The following is a 16,451-nucleotide window of genomic DNA, read 5'->3' on the forward strand; positions in this document are numbered from 1 at the left end:
AACCAGGATGAGATTTAAAGTTGCCGCCCTTCAATTCACCGTCATCGCCGTCTCGCTGATCCTTGCCACTGCCGCCGATGCCCGGACGATCAATCTCGTCGGTTTTGGGGATAGTTTGATGGCGGGCTATCAGCTGCCGCCCGGCGACGGCTTTCCGGAAAAGCTGCAGACGGCCCTGAAGGCGAAGGGGCTCGACGTCACCATTGCCAATGCCGGGGTCTCCGGCGACACGACGACAGGCGGGCTTGCGCGTATCGACTGGTCGGTACCCGACGGCACCGATGGCGTCATTCTCGAGCTTGGCGCCAACGATGCGCTGCGCGGCATTCCGCCGGAGGAGAGCGAGAAGAATCTCGATCAGATGATTGCCCGGCTAAAGGATCGCGGGATTGCCGTGCTGCTCGCCGGTATCATAGCGCCGCCGAACATGGGGGCGGATTATGCCGCGCGGTTTAACCCGATCTATCAGAAACTCTCGGAAAAACATGGGCTTCCGCTCTATGCCTTCTTCCTCGACGGCGTCGCGCTGGAGGCGGGGTTGAAGCTCGACGACGGCATGCATCCGAACGCGAGAGGTGTCGACGTTATGGTCGAAAAGATGGAGCCTGCTGTCACAAATTTCGTCGAAGCGATTTCTTCTGTGAAGAAATAGGGGCTTGCGCGGTTGTTGATTGCATGATTCCGTGTGAGCACCTGCAAAAGATTCGGGGAGTGCTCGTGATGCCGAGACTTTTTACCGCCCTCGAAATTCCGCGCAATGCGGCGATGAGTCTTTCATTGCTGCGCGGCGGCCTCCCCGGAGCACGGTGGATCGATGTGGAGAATTACCACATTACCCTGCGCTTCATCGGTGATGTCGACGGCCGCACGGCCGATGAAATCGTTGAACGCCTCGACCGGATCGACCGGCCGGAATTCCAGTTCCGGCTCGAAGGCATCGGTTCGTTCGGGTCGAAGAAACCGCATTCGGTCTGGGCCGGCGTCTCGCCATCGCCTGAAATGCATGCGCTGCAGGGCGAGATCGAGCGCATCTGCCAGCGCATCGGCCTGCCGCCCGATCCCCGCAAATTCATGCCGCATGTGACGCTGGCGCGGCTCAAATCCTCGCGGCTCGATGATGTCGTGCAATATCTGGCGGGACGCGGCAACTTCCACACCGCAACGTTCACTGCACCGCGCTTCGTGCTGCTTTCGTCGCGCGAATCGGTCGGTGGAGGGCCTTACCTCACCGAGGAAGTTTTCCCGCTGCACGAGGCACGCTCGACGCCCAGCGTTTCGAGCAGCCTGCAGCAGCCGGTCAAGAGCCTGGTGTAGACCAGCTCGAAACCTTCAGGGCCGCCATAATAGGGATCGGGGATATCCTCTCCCGTTCCCAGCGCGGCATCACCGAAAAGGTGGATATTCGCCCCAGGCGGTGTGCTCTTTTCGAGCGCCGCCAGGTTGTCTCGGTCCATGGCGAGGATCAGATCGAAATCCCTGAGATCCCTCGCCCTGATGCAGCGCGCGCGCTGCCCCGATATGTCGATGCCGTGACTTTTCGCGGTGGCGATCGAACGCCGATCGGGCGGCTCGCCTTCATGCCAGCCGCCAGTGCCGGCGGAATCGATCGTAAAATCGCCGGTCAACCCCGCCTTGGCGACAAGATGGCCAAAAATTCCCTCCGCGAGCGGAGAACGGCATATATTGCCCATGCAAACGAAGAGGATGCTGATGCGTTTCATCGGTAACCTGTCGACAGAGAAGAGGATCATGGCATGAAAATGGAAAGACTGGAACGGACAGCGGCCGAGGCTGAACTGACCGAGCTTCCGGGCTGGGCGCTCAATGATGCGGGTTCTTCGATATCGAAGACGTTCAAGTTCGCAAATTTCGTCGAGGCTTTCGGCTTCATGACGCAGGCAGCACTCGCGGCCGAGAAGCTCAACCACCATCCCGAATGGTTCAACGTCTATTCCAGGGTGGATGTGACGCTGAACACGCATGATGCCGGCGGACTGACGGAGCTGGATTTCAAGCTCGCCAAAGCCATGGAAAAGGCTGCGGCGCGCCGTATTGTCTGAAAGCGAGGTCGATTGAAAGGGGTCGATTGAAAGACTGGGCGCCGTCACCATATGTTCGCATGGACAAAAGGGATGCAGGGATGGACGAGGTCAAATTCGGGGAAATCCTCTTGCCGGGCGACGAGGACACCCAGAGCCGACGCGAGAAAACCGTCAGGCAGAAATTCTGGCCGACGTTTCGGCGGGCGGTGCGGCAGATTCCCTTCTCGCGCGATGTCGTCGCCGGTTTCTATTGCGCGCTCGATCCGCAGACGCCGACCAAGGTGCGCGGCGTGCTGCTTGCAGCACTCGCCTATTTCGTCATGCCGATCGACATGATCCCGGATGTTTTCGCCGTCATCGGTTTTTCCGACGACATCGCCGTGCTCTCGGCCGCCTTCGCCATGGTGCGCGGCCACATCCGCCCGGGCCACTACGAAGCGGCCGACCGCGTTCTCGCCGATCGACCCGAAGAAGCAATGAAGACGATCTAAAGCGCGTCCGCTGCACACTTTTGGGCGACATGCATCAGGCGATTTCGCGTTCCAGCACCTTGCGGAGCTTGCCGAAGGCAAGCCGAATACGTGACTTCACCGTGCCGAGCGGCAGCCCGGTTGATTCGGCGATCTCCGAATGCGATTGACCGAGGAAGAAGGCGGCGCGCAGCATGTCGCGCTGTTCCTCCGGCAATTGACCGACGGCCGCGCGTATCTTGGCGTCGCGATCGTCATTGGCGATGATCTCTTCCGCGCCGATATCACCCGGCGGCTGCAGGGCCGGATCGGTCTCGTCGAAGATGCGGGTATTGGCGCGGCGCCGCATGTCGATGCGGCGATTGCGGGCAATGCGGAAAAGCCAGGTCGAGAGGGACGATCGCGTGGCATCGTAAAGTCCTGCCTTGTGCCAGAGCACGATCATGATCTCCTGGACCAGTTCCTCGGCCTCGCCTGATGTCATCTTCTGGCGCATCAGCCAGGCCTTCAGGCGAGGGGCGAAATAGTCGAACAGGATGGAAAAGGCCTGCTGGTCGCGATCGTCCGCGACGGCCTTGGCGAGGGCAGCGAAACGCTGTCTTTCCTCGGCATCCATATCCCCTCACCAGCCCCCTGCGGCAATAATTTCGTCCCGGATTTCCAAGTCTTAATGAGGTACAACGGATTTGCGAAACGTCAAACTCTTGCCTGAATCTTTGTGTCTTAAATTCAGCCGAACGGACGGCCAGTGCCATCGGGGCACGATGTCGCGGCCGATACCGTCAAAGGTGCGAAAATTGACACTCGAGCTGAAATGACACAGGCAGATACAAATCGCAGCTATTGTTGACCATTTGGTAACCTGAATTAAGTCAAAATAAAGCAGATCGTGATTATGCGGCGCCCGCTATGATCGCTTCGGGCCTTGAATCGCAAGAACCGGCAGGAATCCATGTTTGTAAAAAGTATCGTATCCGCTCTCGCACTCACCCTTGTTATGGCCGGAGTTGCGGAAGCGCAGCAGGCCGCGCCGAACCGCATCCAGCAGTTCCAGGCATGGGGCGCCTACTCCTACAAGTCGGGCAACAGCACCGTCTGCTACGTGCTGTCCGTTCCGACGGCAAAGCAGCCGGCAAGCGTCGACCACGGCGACAATTTCTTCATCGTCTCTCAGCGCCCCGGCCAGAACATCTCCTACGAGCCGCAGGCGATGATGGGCTACACGGTCAAGGAAAATTCGAAGATCAACGTCGTCATCGACAACAAGACCTTCGTGATGTTCACCAAGGACAAGGCCGGCTGGGTCGAGAATGCGGCCCAGGAGCCAGCCCTCGTCGCCGCGATGAAGACCGGTCACTCGATGACGGTGAATGCCGTTTCGCGCAAGGGCACTGGCACCTCCTACAGCTATTCGCTCTCGGGTATTTCGGCTGCGCTGAAGCAGATCGAAACCTGCAAGTAAGCGGTCCTCTAGGCCGAAGAGTTTCATGGGCCGGCCTTGCGCCGGCCCATGCCGTTTCCATCTATGGTGACGCGCGGGCAAAATGATGCTAAAGCCGGCGCCAACAGCGGACAGATCGCGATTTCAGTCGCCGTTCCGCCATTCAACTTCTGCCGATGTGCTGTCATGCGCCCGCAGGTCTTCCGGCTTACCGCTGAAGTCCGCGGGGTTGCGAGGAGCAGCCACATGTTTGAATTCGGGATGAATGCCTATGTCCGTCATGGATGCGATAGATGTCACCAAGCCGCTGATGCGCGCGCCGGCCGGCGCCGAGAAACCCTCGTTGATCGGGCTGTCCCGTGAGGAGATGGGGGCGGCACTCCGGGAAAAGGGTGTGGCCGAGAAGCAGATCAAGATGCGCGTCTCGCAGCTGTGGAACTGGATCTATGTGCGCGGCGTTTCCGATTTCGACCATATGACGAATGTCGCCAAGGACATGCGGGAGATGCTGAAGCAGCATTTCACCATCGAACGTCCCGAGATCGTCGAGGAGCAGGTTTCCAACGACGGCACGCGCAAATGGCTGCTGCGCTTTCCCGCCCGCGGCGCCGGGCGTCCCGTCGAGATCGAGGCCGTCTACATTCCGGAAGAGGGCCGCGGCACGCTCTGTCTTTCCAGCCAGGTCGGCTGCACACTCACCTGTTCCTTCTGTCATACCGGGACGCAGCGTCTGGTGCGCAACCTGACGGCGGAGGAAATTCTTTCGCAGCTGCTGCTTGCCCGCGACCGGCTTGGGGATTTCCCGGACCGTGAAGCGCCGCAGGGTACGATCATGCCTGCCGAGGGCCGTAAGGTCAGCAACATCGTCATGATGGGCATGGGTGAGCCGCTTTATAACTTCGATGCCGTCAAGCAGGCATTGTTGATCGCCACGGATGGTGACGGCCTGTCGCTGTCCAGGCGCCGCGTGACGCTGTCCACCTCCGGCGTGGTGCCGGAGATCTTCCGCACCGGCGAGGAAATCGGCGTCATGCTGGCGATTTCGCTGCATGCGGTGCGCGACGATCTGCGCGACATTCTGGTGCCGATCAACAAGAAGTACCCGCTGAAAGAGCTGATCGAAGCCTGCCGGACCTATCCCGGCCTTTCGAACGCGCGGCGTATCACCTTCGAATATGTGATGCTGAAGGATGTCAACGACAGCCTGGAAGACGCCAAGGGGTTGATCAAGCTGTTGAAAGGCGTGCCGGCGAAGATCAACCTCATTCCGTTCAATCCCTGGCCCGGCACCAATTATCAGTGTTCCGACTGGGAGCAGATCGAGAAGTTCGCCGACTTCATCAATTCGGCAGGCTATGCTTCGCCGATCCGCACGCCGCGCGGCCGCGACATTCTTGCAGCCTGCGGCCAGCTGAAATCGGAATCCGAACGCATGCGCAAGACCGAACGTCTGGCCTTCGAGGCGATGATGATCGCCAATCACGGCGCCGACGACTGATCAGCAAGTTTGATCCTCGCTACAATTCTCCGCGATTGATTTCAGGGGGCGCTTTTCCTAAAAGTGCCCCCAAAATCATTCAGGAGGATCCCCATGCGCCCGATTTTGCTCGCTCTTGCCGCCAGTTTGGCCCTTTCCCTGCCCGCAAAGGCCGATGACGTCACCGTCGCCGTGACGGCGATCGTCGAACATCCGGCGCTCGATGCGGCGCGCAAGGGCGTTCTCGATGCGCTGACGGCGGCCGGCTACAAGGAAGGCGAGAACCTGAAATTCGTGTTCGAGTCGGCGCAGGGCAACCCGGCGACAGCAGCCCAGATCGCCCGCCAGTTCGCCGGCGACGAGCCCAATGTCATCGTGCCGATCTCGACGCCCTCGGCCCAGGCCGTCGTTTCCTCGACACGTGACATTCCTGTCGTCTTCACGGCCGTGTCCGATCCGCTTGGCGCCCAGCTCGTCAAGAACATGGACAAGCCTGGCGGCAATGTCACCGGCCTCTCCGACATGTCGCCGGTCGCCGAGCACATAGCGCTGATCAAGGAAATCCTGCCTGATGTGAAAACCATCGGCTATCTCTATAATTCCGGCGAGGCGAATTCCGTTTCGCTGCTCGCCGTGCTGAAGGCTGAAGCCGAAAGGGCTGGCCTGAAGGTGGTCGAATCGGCCGCCACCAAGTCGGCCGAGGTCCAGGGTGCGGCACGCGCGCTCGTCGGCCGCGCCGATGTGATCTACATTCCGACCGACAACACGATCATCTCCGCGCTTGAAGGCGCGGTCGCTGTTGCCGAGGAGAGCAAGCTGCCGCTCTTTACCGCCGATACGGATTCGGTTTCGCGCGGCTCGATCGCCGCTCTCGGCTTCAACTATTATGATGTCGGCAAGCAGACCGGCGAGATCGTCGTGCGCGTGCTGAAGGGCGAGAACCCGGGCGACATCGCGGTCAAGACCGCCGCCGGCAGCGACCTCGTCGTCAACAAGGCGGCGGCCGCGAAGATGGGCGTCACGCTGCCGCAAAGCGTGCTTTCCCGCGCCAATAAGGTCATTGAATAATCGGCCGTTAGTTCGACGTTTAGTTGGATACAGCCGCTCCCGTTTGCACGGGGGCGGCTCTTCGTATTAAAACGCTGCGGTTTCGCGACGGGCGGAACGGACATAAAAAGGGGCTGAAAGCCTTGAGCCAAATCGCATTCTGGGGGGCCGTCGAGCTCGGCCTGGTTTATTCTTTCGTCGCTCTCGGGGTCTATCTCGCCTTTCGAGTTCTGGATTTTCCCGACCTGACGGTCGATGGCTCCTTTCCGCTTGGTGCGGCGGTGACGGCCGTGCTGATCATTGCCGGCGTCAATGCCTGGCTTGCGGCTTTGATCGCCTTGGCGGCCGGTGCCGCTGCGGGCATGGTGACGGCGCTGCTCAATGTGCGCTTCAAAATCCTCAACCTGCTCGCTTCGATCCTGACGATGATCGCACTGTTTTCCGTCAATCTGCGCGTAATGGGCAAACCCAATGTCGCCCTTATCAATGCCGACACGATGATCAGCCCGTTCTTCGGCCACGGCCTTCGCGATTTCTACGTACGGCCGCTCTTCGTCGGTGGTCTGGTCGTCATCGCGCTCATCCTGGTCTGGCGTTTCCTCGAAAGCGATGCCGGGCTGGCAATGCGGGCGACCGGCGCCAATGCGAGGATGGCGCGGGCCCAGGGCGTCGATACCAGCCGGCAGATCTATCTCGGCATGGCGATCTCGAATGCGCTGGTGGCGCTCGGCGGCGCGCTGTTTGCTCAGACCAACGGCTTTGCCGACGTCACCTCGGGCGTCGGCACGATCGTCGTCGGTCTCGCTGCCGTCATCATCGGCGAGACGCTGCTTGGGCGCCGCGGTCTGCTGATCGCGTTGATCGGCTGCGTGCTCGGCTCGATCCTCTATCGCATCGCGATCCAGCTGGCGCTTTCGAGCGACGTCATCGGCCTGCAGGCGTCCGACCTGAATTTCGTCACCGCCGTGCTGGTGACCTTTGCGCTCATTCTTCCCCGACTTCGTCGAGGTGCCGCATCGTGATCAGTGTCAAGGACATCAAGGTCGTTTTTGGACGCGGCACGCCGCTGCAGAAGCAGGCGCTGAACGGAGTCAGCCTGACCATAGAGCAAGGCTCTTTCGTCACCGTCATCGGCTCCAACGGCGCCGGCAAATCGACGCTGCTCGGCGTGCTCGCCGGTGACGTGCTCCCGAGCGAAGGGCAGGTGCTGATCGGCAAGAACGAGGTGACGCGCAGGTCGACGGCGGCCCGAGCCGGTCTGGTCGCGCGCGTATTCCAGGATCCATTGACGGGAAGCTGCGGCGCATTGTCGATCGAGGAAAATCTTGCTTTGGCTGCCCGTCGCGGCGAGAAGCGCGGGCTTGCGCCGGCGCTCGGTGGTATCAGGCGCGACTATTTCCGCGAGCGGATTGCCGAACTCAATCTCGGGCTGGAAAACCGGCTGAAGGACCGCATGGACCTGTTGTCCGGTGGGCAGCGGCAAGCTGTTTCGCTCGTCATGGCGACGCTGGCGGGCTCGGAAGTGCTGCTGCTCGACGAACATACGGCGGCACTCGACCCGGGCATGGCGGAATTCGTGATGAACCTCACGCAGAAGATTGTTACCGAGCGCAAGCTGACGACGATGATGGTGACACATTCCATGCGCCAGGCTCTGGATTACGGCCATCGCACGATCATGCTGCACGGCGGCGAAATCGTTCTCGACGTGGCAGGCGACAACAGAAAGAACCTGCAGGTTGAAGACCTGATCGCCATGTTCCGCAAGATGCGCGGCCAGACGCTGGACGACGACGCCCTGCTGATCGGCTGACGCCGACAGCGTGCTGATCGGTTAGACCGCCGCGTGCTGATCGGCCGATCAACGTGCCTGGGTGAGCAGGATCTTCGCAGCGAAGACCGAGAAGACGCCGGCGAAAGTGTAGTCCATGCCGCGCAGCACCTTCTTGTTGTTCTGCAGCCAGGAGGCCAGCCAGTCGGCAGCAAAGACGATGCTGGCGTTGACCGGCATGCCGATCAGGATGAAGCAGAAGCCGAGAAAGAGCAGCTTTTGGGTGACGGCTGGATCGCCGGCGCTGACGAATTGCGGCAGGAAGGTCATGAAGAAGATGATGACCTTGGGGTTCAGAAGATTGACCCAGAAGCCTGACGAGACGTTCGAAAGTGGCGTGCCCTTCTGCTCCTCGACCTTGGCGACGGTGAGCTTCGAGCCGAAACGGATCGCCTGCATCGCCAGCCAGAGCAGATAGGCGGCACCGCCGGTCTTCAGGATCAGGAAGGCGGTCGGCGAGGCGGTGATCAGCGCCGAAATGCCGAAAGCGACCAGCATGGTGTGAACGACGATGCCAAGGCTGGTGCCGACGACAACGAAGAGCGCCGCCTTCTTGCCCTGGGCGAGCGCGCGGCTGATCGACAGCGTCATATCGGGGCCTGGGGTCGCCGCGAGCAGCAGCGTGGCGGCGGCAAAGGCGAGAAGGGTCGGCAGGCTGGGCAGAAAATCCATGACACACTCTGAAAGCCGGAAAGGATCTAAAGCATGTTGCGCAAAAGTGTGTAGCGGTTTTGCGACAACGACATGCGTAAAAACAAAGACCTAAAGCGCGAGGAGCGATTCCGAAAGACCGCGACGCGCTTTAGGGACCTCTTAACCAGCTTTCAGAAAATTACCAATCAAACCTTGTGATGGGGCCTATTACTTCTGTTCGAGGAACGCCTTGAACTTGTCGGCGTAGTCCTTGTGCCAGCGTGACAGCGGCGGGCGGTTCTCAATGATATCGCCGGCCGCCCAGGCCATCCGGCGCTCGTCGACCGGACGCGCCACATCATTGTCGGGGCAGAGAATATAGAAATCGCCGTGTTCGAGGCTTTCGACCATGAAATCGATGGTCTGCTCCGGCGTCCAGGCAGCGGCCGGTTTTTCCGCGCGGTCGCCCTTGGTGAGGCCGGTGAAGACGAAGCCGGGGATCAGAAGATGGGCGGAAATCTTTCCGCCTTCGGTATTGCGTAGCTCATGCTGCAATGCTTCGGTGAAGACTTTCACGCCGGCCTTGGAGATGTTGTAGGCGGGGTTGCCGGGCGGCGTGGTGATGCCCTGCTTGGAGCCGGTGTTGATGATTAGGCCCGGCTCGCCGTGCGACAGCATCTTCGGGCCGAAGGTGCGCGTGCCGTTGATCACGCCCATCAGGTTGACGGCGAAGATATTGTCCCAGTTCGCCTGCGGGCTGAAGATCGAGGTTTCCGGGCCGATGCCGGCATTGTTCATCAGCACGTGCACACGGCCGAAGCGCTGGAGCACGGCGCGTTCGAGCGCTTCCAGCGAATCTCTGCTGGCGACGTCGGTCTCGACCGCCATCACATTTTCCTCGCCGGCAATGGCCTTGAGTTCATTGGCCGCGTCGGCCAGCCGATCGCCGCCGAGATCGGCAATGGCAACGCTCATGCCGCATCCGGCGAAATATTTCGCCGCGGCAAGGCCGATGCCGGAGGCGCCGCCGGTGATGACGGCAACATTGGATTTTTTGAAAATGTCTTGAATATTCGTCACGGGGGCAACCTCTCCTCGAGCATTTGCGGACGCTGGCGAATATGGGCTCCGCTTTCGCCCTGTCAAACGCTATCGGCACCATCAGCGTCGCAGTTGCCCTTGCGTCACGCGCCAATCTCGCTAAAAGTGCCGCGACACCGGGTTTTGCCGGCCTTTTATGCAACGGACCTCATCATCATGGCATCGTACAAAGACGTGAAGAAAGTCGTTCTCGCCTATTCCGGCGGTCTCGACACCTCGATCATCCTGAAGTGGCTGCAGACGGAGCTCGGCGCCGAAGTCGTCACCTTCACCGCCGACCTCGGCCAGGGCGAAGAGCTGGAGCCGGCGCGCAAGAAGGCCGAGATGCTCGGCATTAAGGAGATCTATATCGAGGATGTGCGCGAGGAATTCGTGCGCGATTTCGTCTTCCCGATGTTCCGTGCCAATGCCGTCTACGAGGGCGTCTACCTGCTTGGCACCTCGATCGCCCGTCCTCTGATTTCCAAGCATCTGATCGACATCGCCAAGAAGACCGGCGCCGATGCGATCGCCCACGGTGCGACCGGCAAGGGCAACGACCAGGTCCGTTTCGAACTCTCCGCTTATGCCCTGAACCCCGATATCAAGATCATCGCGCCGTGGCGCGACTGGTCGTTCAGGAGCCGCACCGATCTGCTGGCCTTTGCCGAGCAGCATCAGATCCCGGTTGCCAAGGACAAGATGGGCGAGGCGCCGTTCTCCGTCGACGCCAACCTTCTGCATTCCTCTTCCGAGGGCAAGGTTCTGGAAGATCCCTCCCAGGAGGCTCCAGAATATGTGCACATGCGCACGATCTCCCCGGAAGCCGCACCCGACAAGGCGACGACCATCAAGGTCGGCTTCGAGAGGGGTGACGCGGTTTCGATCAATGGCGTGCGCATGAGCCCGGCGACGCTGCTGGCGGCGCTCAACAATTACGGCCGCGACAACGGCATCGGCCGTCTCGACCTCGTCGAGAACCGCTTTGTCGGCATGAAGTCGCGCGGCGTCTACGAGACACCCGGCGGCACCATCCTGCTTACGGCGCATCGTGCCATCGAATCGATCACGCTCGACCGCGGTGCTGCCCATCTCAAGGACGACATCATGCCGCGTTACGCCGAGCTGATCTATTACGGCTTCTGGTTCTCGCCGGAGCGCGAAATGCTGCAGGCGCTGATCGACAAGAGCCAGGAGCATGTCGAAGGCGAAGTGACGCTGAAGCTCTACAAGGGCAATGTCATGGTCATCGGCCGCGAAAGCGAAAAGTCGCTCTATTCCGACAAGCTCGTCACCTTCGAGGACGATCAGGGCGCCTACGACCAGAAGGATGCGGCCGGCTTCATCAAGCTCAACGCGCTGCGCCTGCGCACGCTCGGCAAGCGCAACCTCGCGAAGTAATCACGGTTCGCTTTCGAACTGGATATCAGCCCGCCGGCATTTTGCCGCGCGGGCTTTTTGCAACGAGGTAGCAAACGCCACCAACCTCTTAGAGCGTCCTGGATGGCTGGATTGCACCAACAGCGGACATCGGCTCGGCTTGAATAGACGACCGCTACGGGGCCGGTGGCGGAATCACTGTTTTTTGCCGGGTGATAACAGAACCAGACCTCGTGCCATTAATGAGGACGGAAAAACGGCTCAAACCTGTGGGGGCGGCTCAATGATCTTCAAAACAACACGTCCAAAAGGTCTTGTTCCATTAAAACCTGCACTCTAAATCTATTACCTTAGATTGCAGACCGCATTGATTGCGATATAGTCGGGTCCCGGAGGGGCCATGCGCATCGAATTTGTTGAAATTGCGAATTTTAGAAAGCTGATCTCGACGAGAATTGGCCTGTCTACCGACAAGACCGTTTTCGTTGGTGCAAATAACAGCGGAAAGACTTCAGCGATTACCGCCTTGAGGTATTTCCTCATCGATCGGGAACGCACTAGCTTTTGCTTCAACGATTTTACGCTGTCCCATTGGCCCGGCATCGACACGATGGGTGCTGCCTGGGAGGTCGCACACGTCGCCAAGCAGCCGTTGCCAGAACCGGAATGGGATGCGTTTCTTCCATTCTTAGACGTTTGGATGCACGTCGAAGAGAACGAGGTGCATTACGTTCAGGGAATCTTGCCAACGCTGGATTGGGCGGGAGGTCGCCTTGGGGTTCGCGTCAGGTACGAACCAAAGGATCGAGAACAACTTCAGAAGGACTATCTGACCACTCGCGCCAACGCGCGCGATCTGCAGACGGCGGGCGCCGCGCTCGCCGAAGCAAGGGGTCAGGACGCGACACTATTTCAAGTCTCAATCTGGCCGCAAACGCTGGTCGAGTTTCTGCAACGCCGCGTCACGCGCTACTTTACGCTCGAGACTTACGTGTTGGACCCAACCGCGTGCGTCGATCCGGAGCACGGACGGGCTCAACCTCAGGCGTTGAATGGAAGTGATCCTATCGAGGGCGATCCGTTCAAGGGTCTGATCCGGATTGACGAGATCAGCGCGCAGCGTGGGTTTGGCCATGCCGGCGAAAGTAAAATGGAAGAAGGCGAAGCACCCGGCTCGGGATCGACATCCCGCAAACTCTCGGCCCAACTTCGGCAGTATTACAAAAGCCATCTCGATCCGTATCAGAGCCCGGATGCGAAAGACCTGCTTGCACTCAAGGCGATTGAGGAAGCCCAGGAAGCATTTAATCTTCGCCTCAGCGACGGCTTTGAAAGCCCACTCAGGGAAATGCACACCCTTGGCTATCCTGGCGTCACAGATCCAAAACTCAACATCTCAACGCGCCTGCGGCCCGTTGAAGGCCTTAACCACGACACCGCAGTGCGGTTCATCGTCCCGATGAAGGCGGGTGGGGCTTCCACAAATCTGTATCTGCCGGAAGATTCCAACGGGCTTGGGTACCAGAACCTCATATCCATGGTGTTCCGTCTGATGGCGTTTCGTGACAGTTGGATGAGGGTTGGAAAGGCGCAAAGTAAAGCTTCTGATGAGGCGATAATCCCGCCGCTGCATCTTGTCCTGATTGAAGAGCCGGAAGTACATCTGCACACGCAAGTGCAGCAGGTTTTTATTCGACAGGCCCATAAAATATTACGCAATCACGATCAGTTAGGGGCCGGCTCCAACTTCGTTACGCAGATGCTCGTGAGCACCCATTCCAGTCACATCGCTCACGAGTGTCACTTTGACTCTCTTCGCTACTTCCGACGCCTGCCTGCCATTGAGAATGCTATTCCAACATCGTGCGTCGTGAATGTTGGTGAGGCCTTTGGTGACGAGCAGGAAACCAAACGCTTCGTCACCCGCTATCTGAAGGTGACACACTGCGATCTGTTTTTCGCCGACGCCGCGGTACTGATCGAAGGACCGGCTGAGCGCATACTCGTCCCACATTTTGTGAACTCGCATGCGGAATTTGATAAGCTCGCTGAGAGCTACATCACTTGGCTCGAAATCGGAGGAAGCCACGCCCACAAGCTGCGCAGCCTAATCGAAAAGATCGGACTGACAACGTTGATCGTCACCGACATCGACTCTCAGGACGCGGCCGGCTCCAGTGCGGTGCCAGTACGTGGGGCAAACTACACGACGCGTAATCACACGCTCAAGACTTGGTGGCCCGAAATCGAGGAATTGGACGCGTTGCTGGACAAGCCTGAGGCTGAAAAAGCCAAGGACTATGATGCAGAGGAATTCACGCTTCGCGTCGCCTATCAATGTCCGATCGAGATCGAATTCAAAGGCGCCACAACTGAGGCTTTGGCTTATACGCTGGAAGACGCGGTTGTCGTCGCCAACATAGAGCTATTCGCTGCGCTTCCCGGCACAGGCCTCATCGCGAAATTCCGATCCGCTATCGCCGAGAGCGCAAATTTCGCGGAACTGAGCATGGCCATGAAAGAGGCATTGAAGGGCGGTAGCAAAGCCGAGTTTGCCCTCGACCTTCTCGAGATCGACAATCCCAGCGATTTGAAACCGCCCAACTATATTCGCGAGGGCTTGCTGTGGCTGGCAGAGCAACTTGATCACAAACAGACACAGCTAGGGTTGGTCTCGCTCGGGCAGGTAGAGGTTGAGGCTGACGCTCCCGTTGAGGCTGCCGCGTGAACGTCGAGACAGATCCAATCGTATCCAATGTAACGCTCGACGATGGGGTCGAGGCCGAGATCGCTTCGTACCTCGACTTGGAAAAGCCTACGAGCTTTTTCCTATTTGCCGGGGCTGGCTCCGGGAAAACCCGGTCGCTCGTCAATGCGCTCAAACACATTGCTACAAAATACCGGGGCACGCTTCGCCTTCGGGCGAGGCATGTCGCGGTCATAACCTATACTAACGCTGCCTGCGACGAGATCACACGTCGCCTGGAATATGATCCGCTGTTCGTCGTCAAAACCATCCATAGTTTTGCGTGGTCGCAAATTCGGGGGTTCAACGCCGACATAAGGGAATGGCTGCGCGCCAACCTCAATACAGAAATCGCAGATTTGACGGCAGAGGAGGCTAAAGGCCGCGCCGGCACGAAAGCATCCGCAGCGCGGCTGGCGTCGATTGAATCAAAGCAGCGGCGCCTTGGGCGTCTCGATGAGATCAAAGCTTTCACGTACAATCCCAACAGCGATAACCGCGAGCGTAACGCTCTCAATCACAGTGAAGTCATCAAGATTTTTGCGACCTTCCTTCTTGAGAAGTCGCTGATGCAGCGAATGTTCGTCGAAAAATATCCGTTCCTCCTGATCGACGAAAGTCAGGACACGAACAAGGTTCTGATCGACGCCCTTCTTTCAGTTCAACAGGCGCACGCCAATCGCTTCGCTTTGGGACTCATCGGTGACACGATGCAGCGCATTTACCTGGACGGCAAAGAGCATATCGAAGATGCTTTGCCGCCGGGATGGAAAACGCCCCAAAAAGCACTCAACCACCGGAGCCCAGGACGTATCGTACGTCTCATCAATAAGATTCGCTCAGGTGCGGACGAGCAAATTCAGGTGCCTCGCGAAGATGCGAGTGAGGGATGGGCGCGGCTGTTCTTGTTCCCCATCGACACGCCCGATAAGTCCGCGATGGAGGACCGCGTTCGAGCATATATGGCCGAACTCACCGCCGACACCGGCTGGAGTGATCGAAACGAATGTAAGATTCTCACGCTCGAGCACCACATGGCTGCGAAGCGAATGGGGTTTGAGCAGCTATTCGAGGCGATTGCGCCTATCGAGTCATTCCGGACGGCGTTTCTCGACGGCAGTTTCGCGCCTACTCGATTTTTCACTCACAGTGTCCTTCCGCTGGTCGCCGCTACCCAGCGGGGTGACAAGTTTTTAGCGACCAAGCTAATCCGCGAAGCGTCGCCTCTGTTGAGCAAAGACATGCTGAGAGGCTCTGAAAAGCCGTTGGATCAATTGCGCGCGGCGCAAGCGGCGATCGACAGTCTGATGTCACTCTGGGCGAACGCTGACCCGACCTGTGGCGCCGTTCTGGAAAATGTCGTGAGCACCAATCTCTTCACGGTGCCTGACAGCCTCAAAGCCGCCCTGGCAGCGGTGAGCGCCAAGCCAACAGTTTCCGCAGACGAAGAGGCTGATCCGGTTGGTGAGAATGTCGCCGCGCTATTGGCTCTTCTGGATTGCCCGTTCTCGATGATTGCACCGTACGCATCGTACGTCGCGCGCGAGGCCTCCTTCGACACACATCAAGGCGTCAAGGGCCTCGAATTCGATCGCGTTATGGTTCTCATGGACGACGGCGACGCCCGCGGCTTCCTTTTTGGTTACGACAAACTGCTGGGAGCCAAAGAATTGAGCGCCAGCGATTTGAAGAACGCACAAGAGGGCAAGGATTCCTCGGTCGATCGCACTCGACGACTGTTTTACGTCACCTGCAGTCGTGCCAAATCTAGCTTAGCTCTTGTGGCATATTCGACCGATCCGGGCGCGATAAATGCCCATGTAATCCAGTCAGGTCTTTTCCATGAGGATGAAGTGTTGCTTGGCCTGCCGGCATAGGTCGGTAGCGGTTCGCGCGCAATCGCTAAAGCATCCGAGATCGGAAATGGTTTTTTGTCGTACGGTGCGCCATAGCCGACAACGAACGCCGCGAAGCCATTCCGGGCGCATCAGGCGTTTGCGTAACTTTCGGTTCAGCAATGGTCGCCAAATGCGGACCGCGCCTGATCCGTCATTGGGCGCATGCTGCGCGGCGCGATTGGCGAAAAACGCTAAACGTCGGTCGGGCGAGGCCGCTTTTGAAATCTCAACAGGGCGATTGAACGACCGAAATGGGGGCGCAAAGCATCCGCATCCTTCAACAACGAACAGATATCCGCCTCGGGTCGAAAGCCGCCTCTGGTAGCGTTTGCTACGTGATGCCACTCTCCATGGCGGTGCACCACCCTTGACGGATGGCCGCGATCGCTTAGTCTGCCGTCATCAT

General features: G+C 59.0%; 16 protein-coding genes. 12 read left to right on the plus strand and 4 right to left on the minus strand.

Annotated features, from left to right (window positions below):
- Positions 1–7 precede the first annotated feature (7 nt).
- Both ACIPSK_RS27790 and thpR read left to right on the plus strand, forming a co-directional pair.
- Positions 8–652, plus strand: coding sequence for an arylesterase (locus tag ACIPSK_RS27790; protein ID WP_162116893.1), 645 nt, complete (start codon positions 8–10; stop codon positions 650–652).
- 68 nt (positions 653–720) lie between these two features.
- A complete protein-coding gene (gene thpR / locus ACIPSK_RS27795; RefSeq protein WP_026154359.1) occupies positions 721–1,314 on the plus strand; it encodes an RNA 2',3'-cyclic phosphodiesterase in 594 nt (197 codons plus the stop codon).
- Here the strand turns inward: thpR and ACIPSK_RS27800 are convergent.
- Positions 1,221–1,721, minus strand: a complete 501-nt coding sequence (locus tag ACIPSK_RS27800) for a low molecular weight protein-tyrosine-phosphatase (protein ID WP_162116892.1) — start codon at positions 1,719–1,721, stop codon at positions 1,221–1,223. The genes thpR and ACIPSK_RS27800 overlap by 94 nt on opposite strands.
- Before the next feature lie 33 nt (positions 1,722–1,754).
- Between ACIPSK_RS27800 and ACIPSK_RS27805 the strand changes: the two genes are divergently transcribed.
- Positions 1,755–2,060: a 4a-hydroxytetrahydrobiopterin dehydratase gene (locus tag ACIPSK_RS27805; protein WP_162116891.1), complete on the plus strand. Its 306-nt coding sequence runs from the start codon at positions 1,755–1,757 to the stop codon at positions 2,058–2,060.
- 80 nt (positions 2,061–2,140) lie between these two features.
- Positions 2,141–2,533, plus strand: coding sequence for a YkvA family protein (locus tag ACIPSK_RS27810; protein WP_018072065.1), 393 nt, complete (start codon positions 2,141–2,143; stop codon positions 2,531–2,533).
- Between the two features lie 34 nt (positions 2,534–2,567).
- On the opposite strand, the gene ACIPSK_RS27815 is transcribed toward ACIPSK_RS27810, so the two are convergent.
- Complete coding sequence (locus ACIPSK_RS27815) at positions 2,568–3,128, minus strand: sigma-70 family RNA polymerase sigma factor (RefSeq protein ID WP_162116890.1); 561 nt, start codon at positions 3,126–3,128, stop codon at positions 2,568–2,570.
- Positions 3,129–3,464: 336 nt separating this feature from the next.
- On the opposite strand from ACIPSK_RS27815, the gene ACIPSK_RS27820 reads away from it, so the two are divergent.
- The 5 genes from ACIPSK_RS27820 (at position 3,465) to ACIPSK_RS27840 (ending at position 8,290) form a co-directional block, all read left to right on the plus strand.
- Positions 3,465–3,974, plus strand: a complete 510-nt coding sequence (locus ACIPSK_RS27820; protein WP_017966206.1) for an invasion associated locus B family protein — start codon at positions 3,465–3,467, stop codon at positions 3,972–3,974.
- Between the two features lie 250 nt (positions 3,975–4,224).
- Positions 4,225–5,451, plus strand: a complete 1,227-nt coding sequence (gene rlmN, locus ACIPSK_RS27825; protein ID WP_162116889.1) for a 23S rRNA (adenine(2503)-C(2))-methyltransferase RlmN — start codon at positions 4,225–4,227, stop codon at positions 5,449–5,451.
- A gap of 93 nt (positions 5,452–5,544) precedes the next feature.
- On the plus strand, positions 5,545–6,498 hold the full coding sequence (locus tag ACIPSK_RS27830; protein ID WP_162116888.1) for an ABC transporter substrate-binding protein: 954 nt from the start codon (positions 5,545–5,547) through the stop codon (positions 6,496–6,498).
- Positions 6,499–6,620: 122 nt separating this feature from the next.
- On the plus strand, positions 6,621–7,499 hold the full coding sequence (locus ACIPSK_RS27835) for an ABC transporter permease (RefSeq protein WP_162116887.1): 879 nt from the start codon (positions 6,621–6,623) through the stop codon (positions 7,497–7,499).
- A complete protein-coding gene (locus ACIPSK_RS27840; protein ID WP_162116886.1) occupies positions 7,496–8,290 on the plus strand; it encodes an ABC transporter ATP-binding protein in 795 nt (264 codons plus the stop codon). The genes ACIPSK_RS27835 and ACIPSK_RS27840 overlap by 4 nt, the downstream gene beginning before the upstream one ends.
- Before the next feature lie 48 nt (positions 8,291–8,338).
- Here ACIPSK_RS27840 and ACIPSK_RS27845 read toward each other — a convergent pair whose 3' ends face one another.
- Both ACIPSK_RS27845 and ACIPSK_RS27850 read right to left on the minus strand, forming a co-directional pair.
- A complete protein-coding gene (locus ACIPSK_RS27845) occupies positions 8,339–8,980 on the minus strand; it encodes a LysE family translocator (protein WP_162116885.1) in 642 nt (213 codons plus the stop codon).
- A gap of 189 nt (positions 8,981–9,169) precedes the next feature.
- Positions 9,170–10,021 carry an SDR family NAD(P)-dependent oxidoreductase gene (locus tag ACIPSK_RS27850; RefSeq protein ID WP_017966212.1) on the minus strand — a complete coding sequence of 284 codons (852 nt, stop codon included), beginning with the start codon at positions 10,019–10,021 and terminating at the stop codon, positions 9,170–9,172.
- Positions 10,022–10,198: 177 nt separating this feature from the next.
- On the opposite strand from ACIPSK_RS27850, the gene ACIPSK_RS27855 reads away from it, so the two are divergent.
- From ACIPSK_RS27855 to ACIPSK_RS27865, 3 genes are all read left to right on the plus strand, one after another.
- The gene (locus ACIPSK_RS27855) at positions 10,199–11,422 is read left to right on the plus strand and encodes an argininosuccinate synthase (RefSeq protein WP_026154360.1); all 1,224 of its coding nucleotides are present in this window, start codon (positions 10,199–10,201) and stop codon (positions 11,420–11,422) included.
- A gap of 379 nt (positions 11,423–11,801) precedes the next feature.
- On the plus strand, positions 11,802–14,129 hold the full coding sequence (locus tag ACIPSK_RS27860) for an AAA family ATPase (protein WP_017966214.1): 2,328 nt from the start codon (positions 11,802–11,804) through the stop codon (positions 14,127–14,129).
- Positions 14,126–16,024, plus strand: coding sequence for a UvrD-helicase domain-containing protein (locus tag ACIPSK_RS27865; RefSeq protein WP_017966215.1), 1,899 nt, complete (start codon positions 14,126–14,128; stop codon positions 16,022–16,024). The genes ACIPSK_RS27860 and ACIPSK_RS27865 overlap by 4 nt, the downstream gene beginning before the upstream one ends.
- Positions 16,025–16,451: the final 427 nt, after the last annotated feature.

Source organism: Rhizobium sp. LARHSG275 (genome assembly GCF_052871115.1).

Excerpts from the sequence above, each read along its gene's own strand:
- thpR (WP_026154359.1), top strand. The coding sequence starts at position 721 with ATGCCGAGACTTTTTACCGCCCTCGAAATTCCGCGCAATGCGGCGATG.
- ACIPSK_RS27860 (WP_017966214.1), top strand. The coding sequence starts at position 11,802 with ATGCGCATCGAATTTGTTGAAATTGCGAATTTTAGAAAGCTGATCTCG.
- ACIPSK_RS27815 (WP_162116890.1), bottom strand. The coding sequence starts at position 3,128 with ATGGATGCCGAGGAAAGACAGCGTTTCGCTGCCCTCGCCAAGGCCGTC.
- ACIPSK_RS27820 (WP_017966206.1), top strand. The coding sequence starts at position 3,465 with ATGTTTGTAAAAAGTATCGTATCCGCTCTCGCACTCACCCTTGTTATG.
- rlmN (WP_162116889.1), top strand. The coding sequence starts at position 4,225 with ATGTCCGTCATGGATGCGATAGATGTCACCAAGCCGCTGATGCGCGCG.
- ACIPSK_RS27810 (WP_018072065.1), top strand. The coding sequence starts at position 2,141 with ATGGACGAGGTCAAATTCGGGGAAATCCTCTTGCCGGGCGACGAGGAC.
- ACIPSK_RS27830 (WP_162116888.1), top strand. The coding sequence starts at position 5,545 with ATGCGCCCGATTTTGCTCGCTCTTGCCGCCAGTTTGGCCCTTTCCCTG.
- ACIPSK_RS27805 (WP_162116891.1), top strand. The coding sequence starts at position 1,755 with ATGAAAATGGAAAGACTGGAACGGACAGCGGCCGAGGCTGAACTGACC.
- ACIPSK_RS27790 (WP_162116893.1), top strand. The coding sequence starts at position 8 with ATGAGATTTAAAGTTGCCGCCCTTCAATTCACCGTCATCGCCGTCTCG.
- ACIPSK_RS27855 (WP_026154360.1), top strand. The coding sequence starts at position 10,199 with ATGGCATCGTACAAAGACGTGAAGAAAGTCGTTCTCGCCTATTCCGGC.
- ACIPSK_RS27800 (WP_162116892.1), bottom strand. The coding sequence starts at position 1,721 with ATGAAACGCATCAGCATCCTCTTCGTTTGCATGGGCAATATATGCCGT.
- ACIPSK_RS27845 (WP_162116885.1), bottom strand. The coding sequence starts at position 8,980 with ATGGATTTTCTGCCCAGCCTGCCGACCCTTCTCGCCTTTGCCGCCGCC.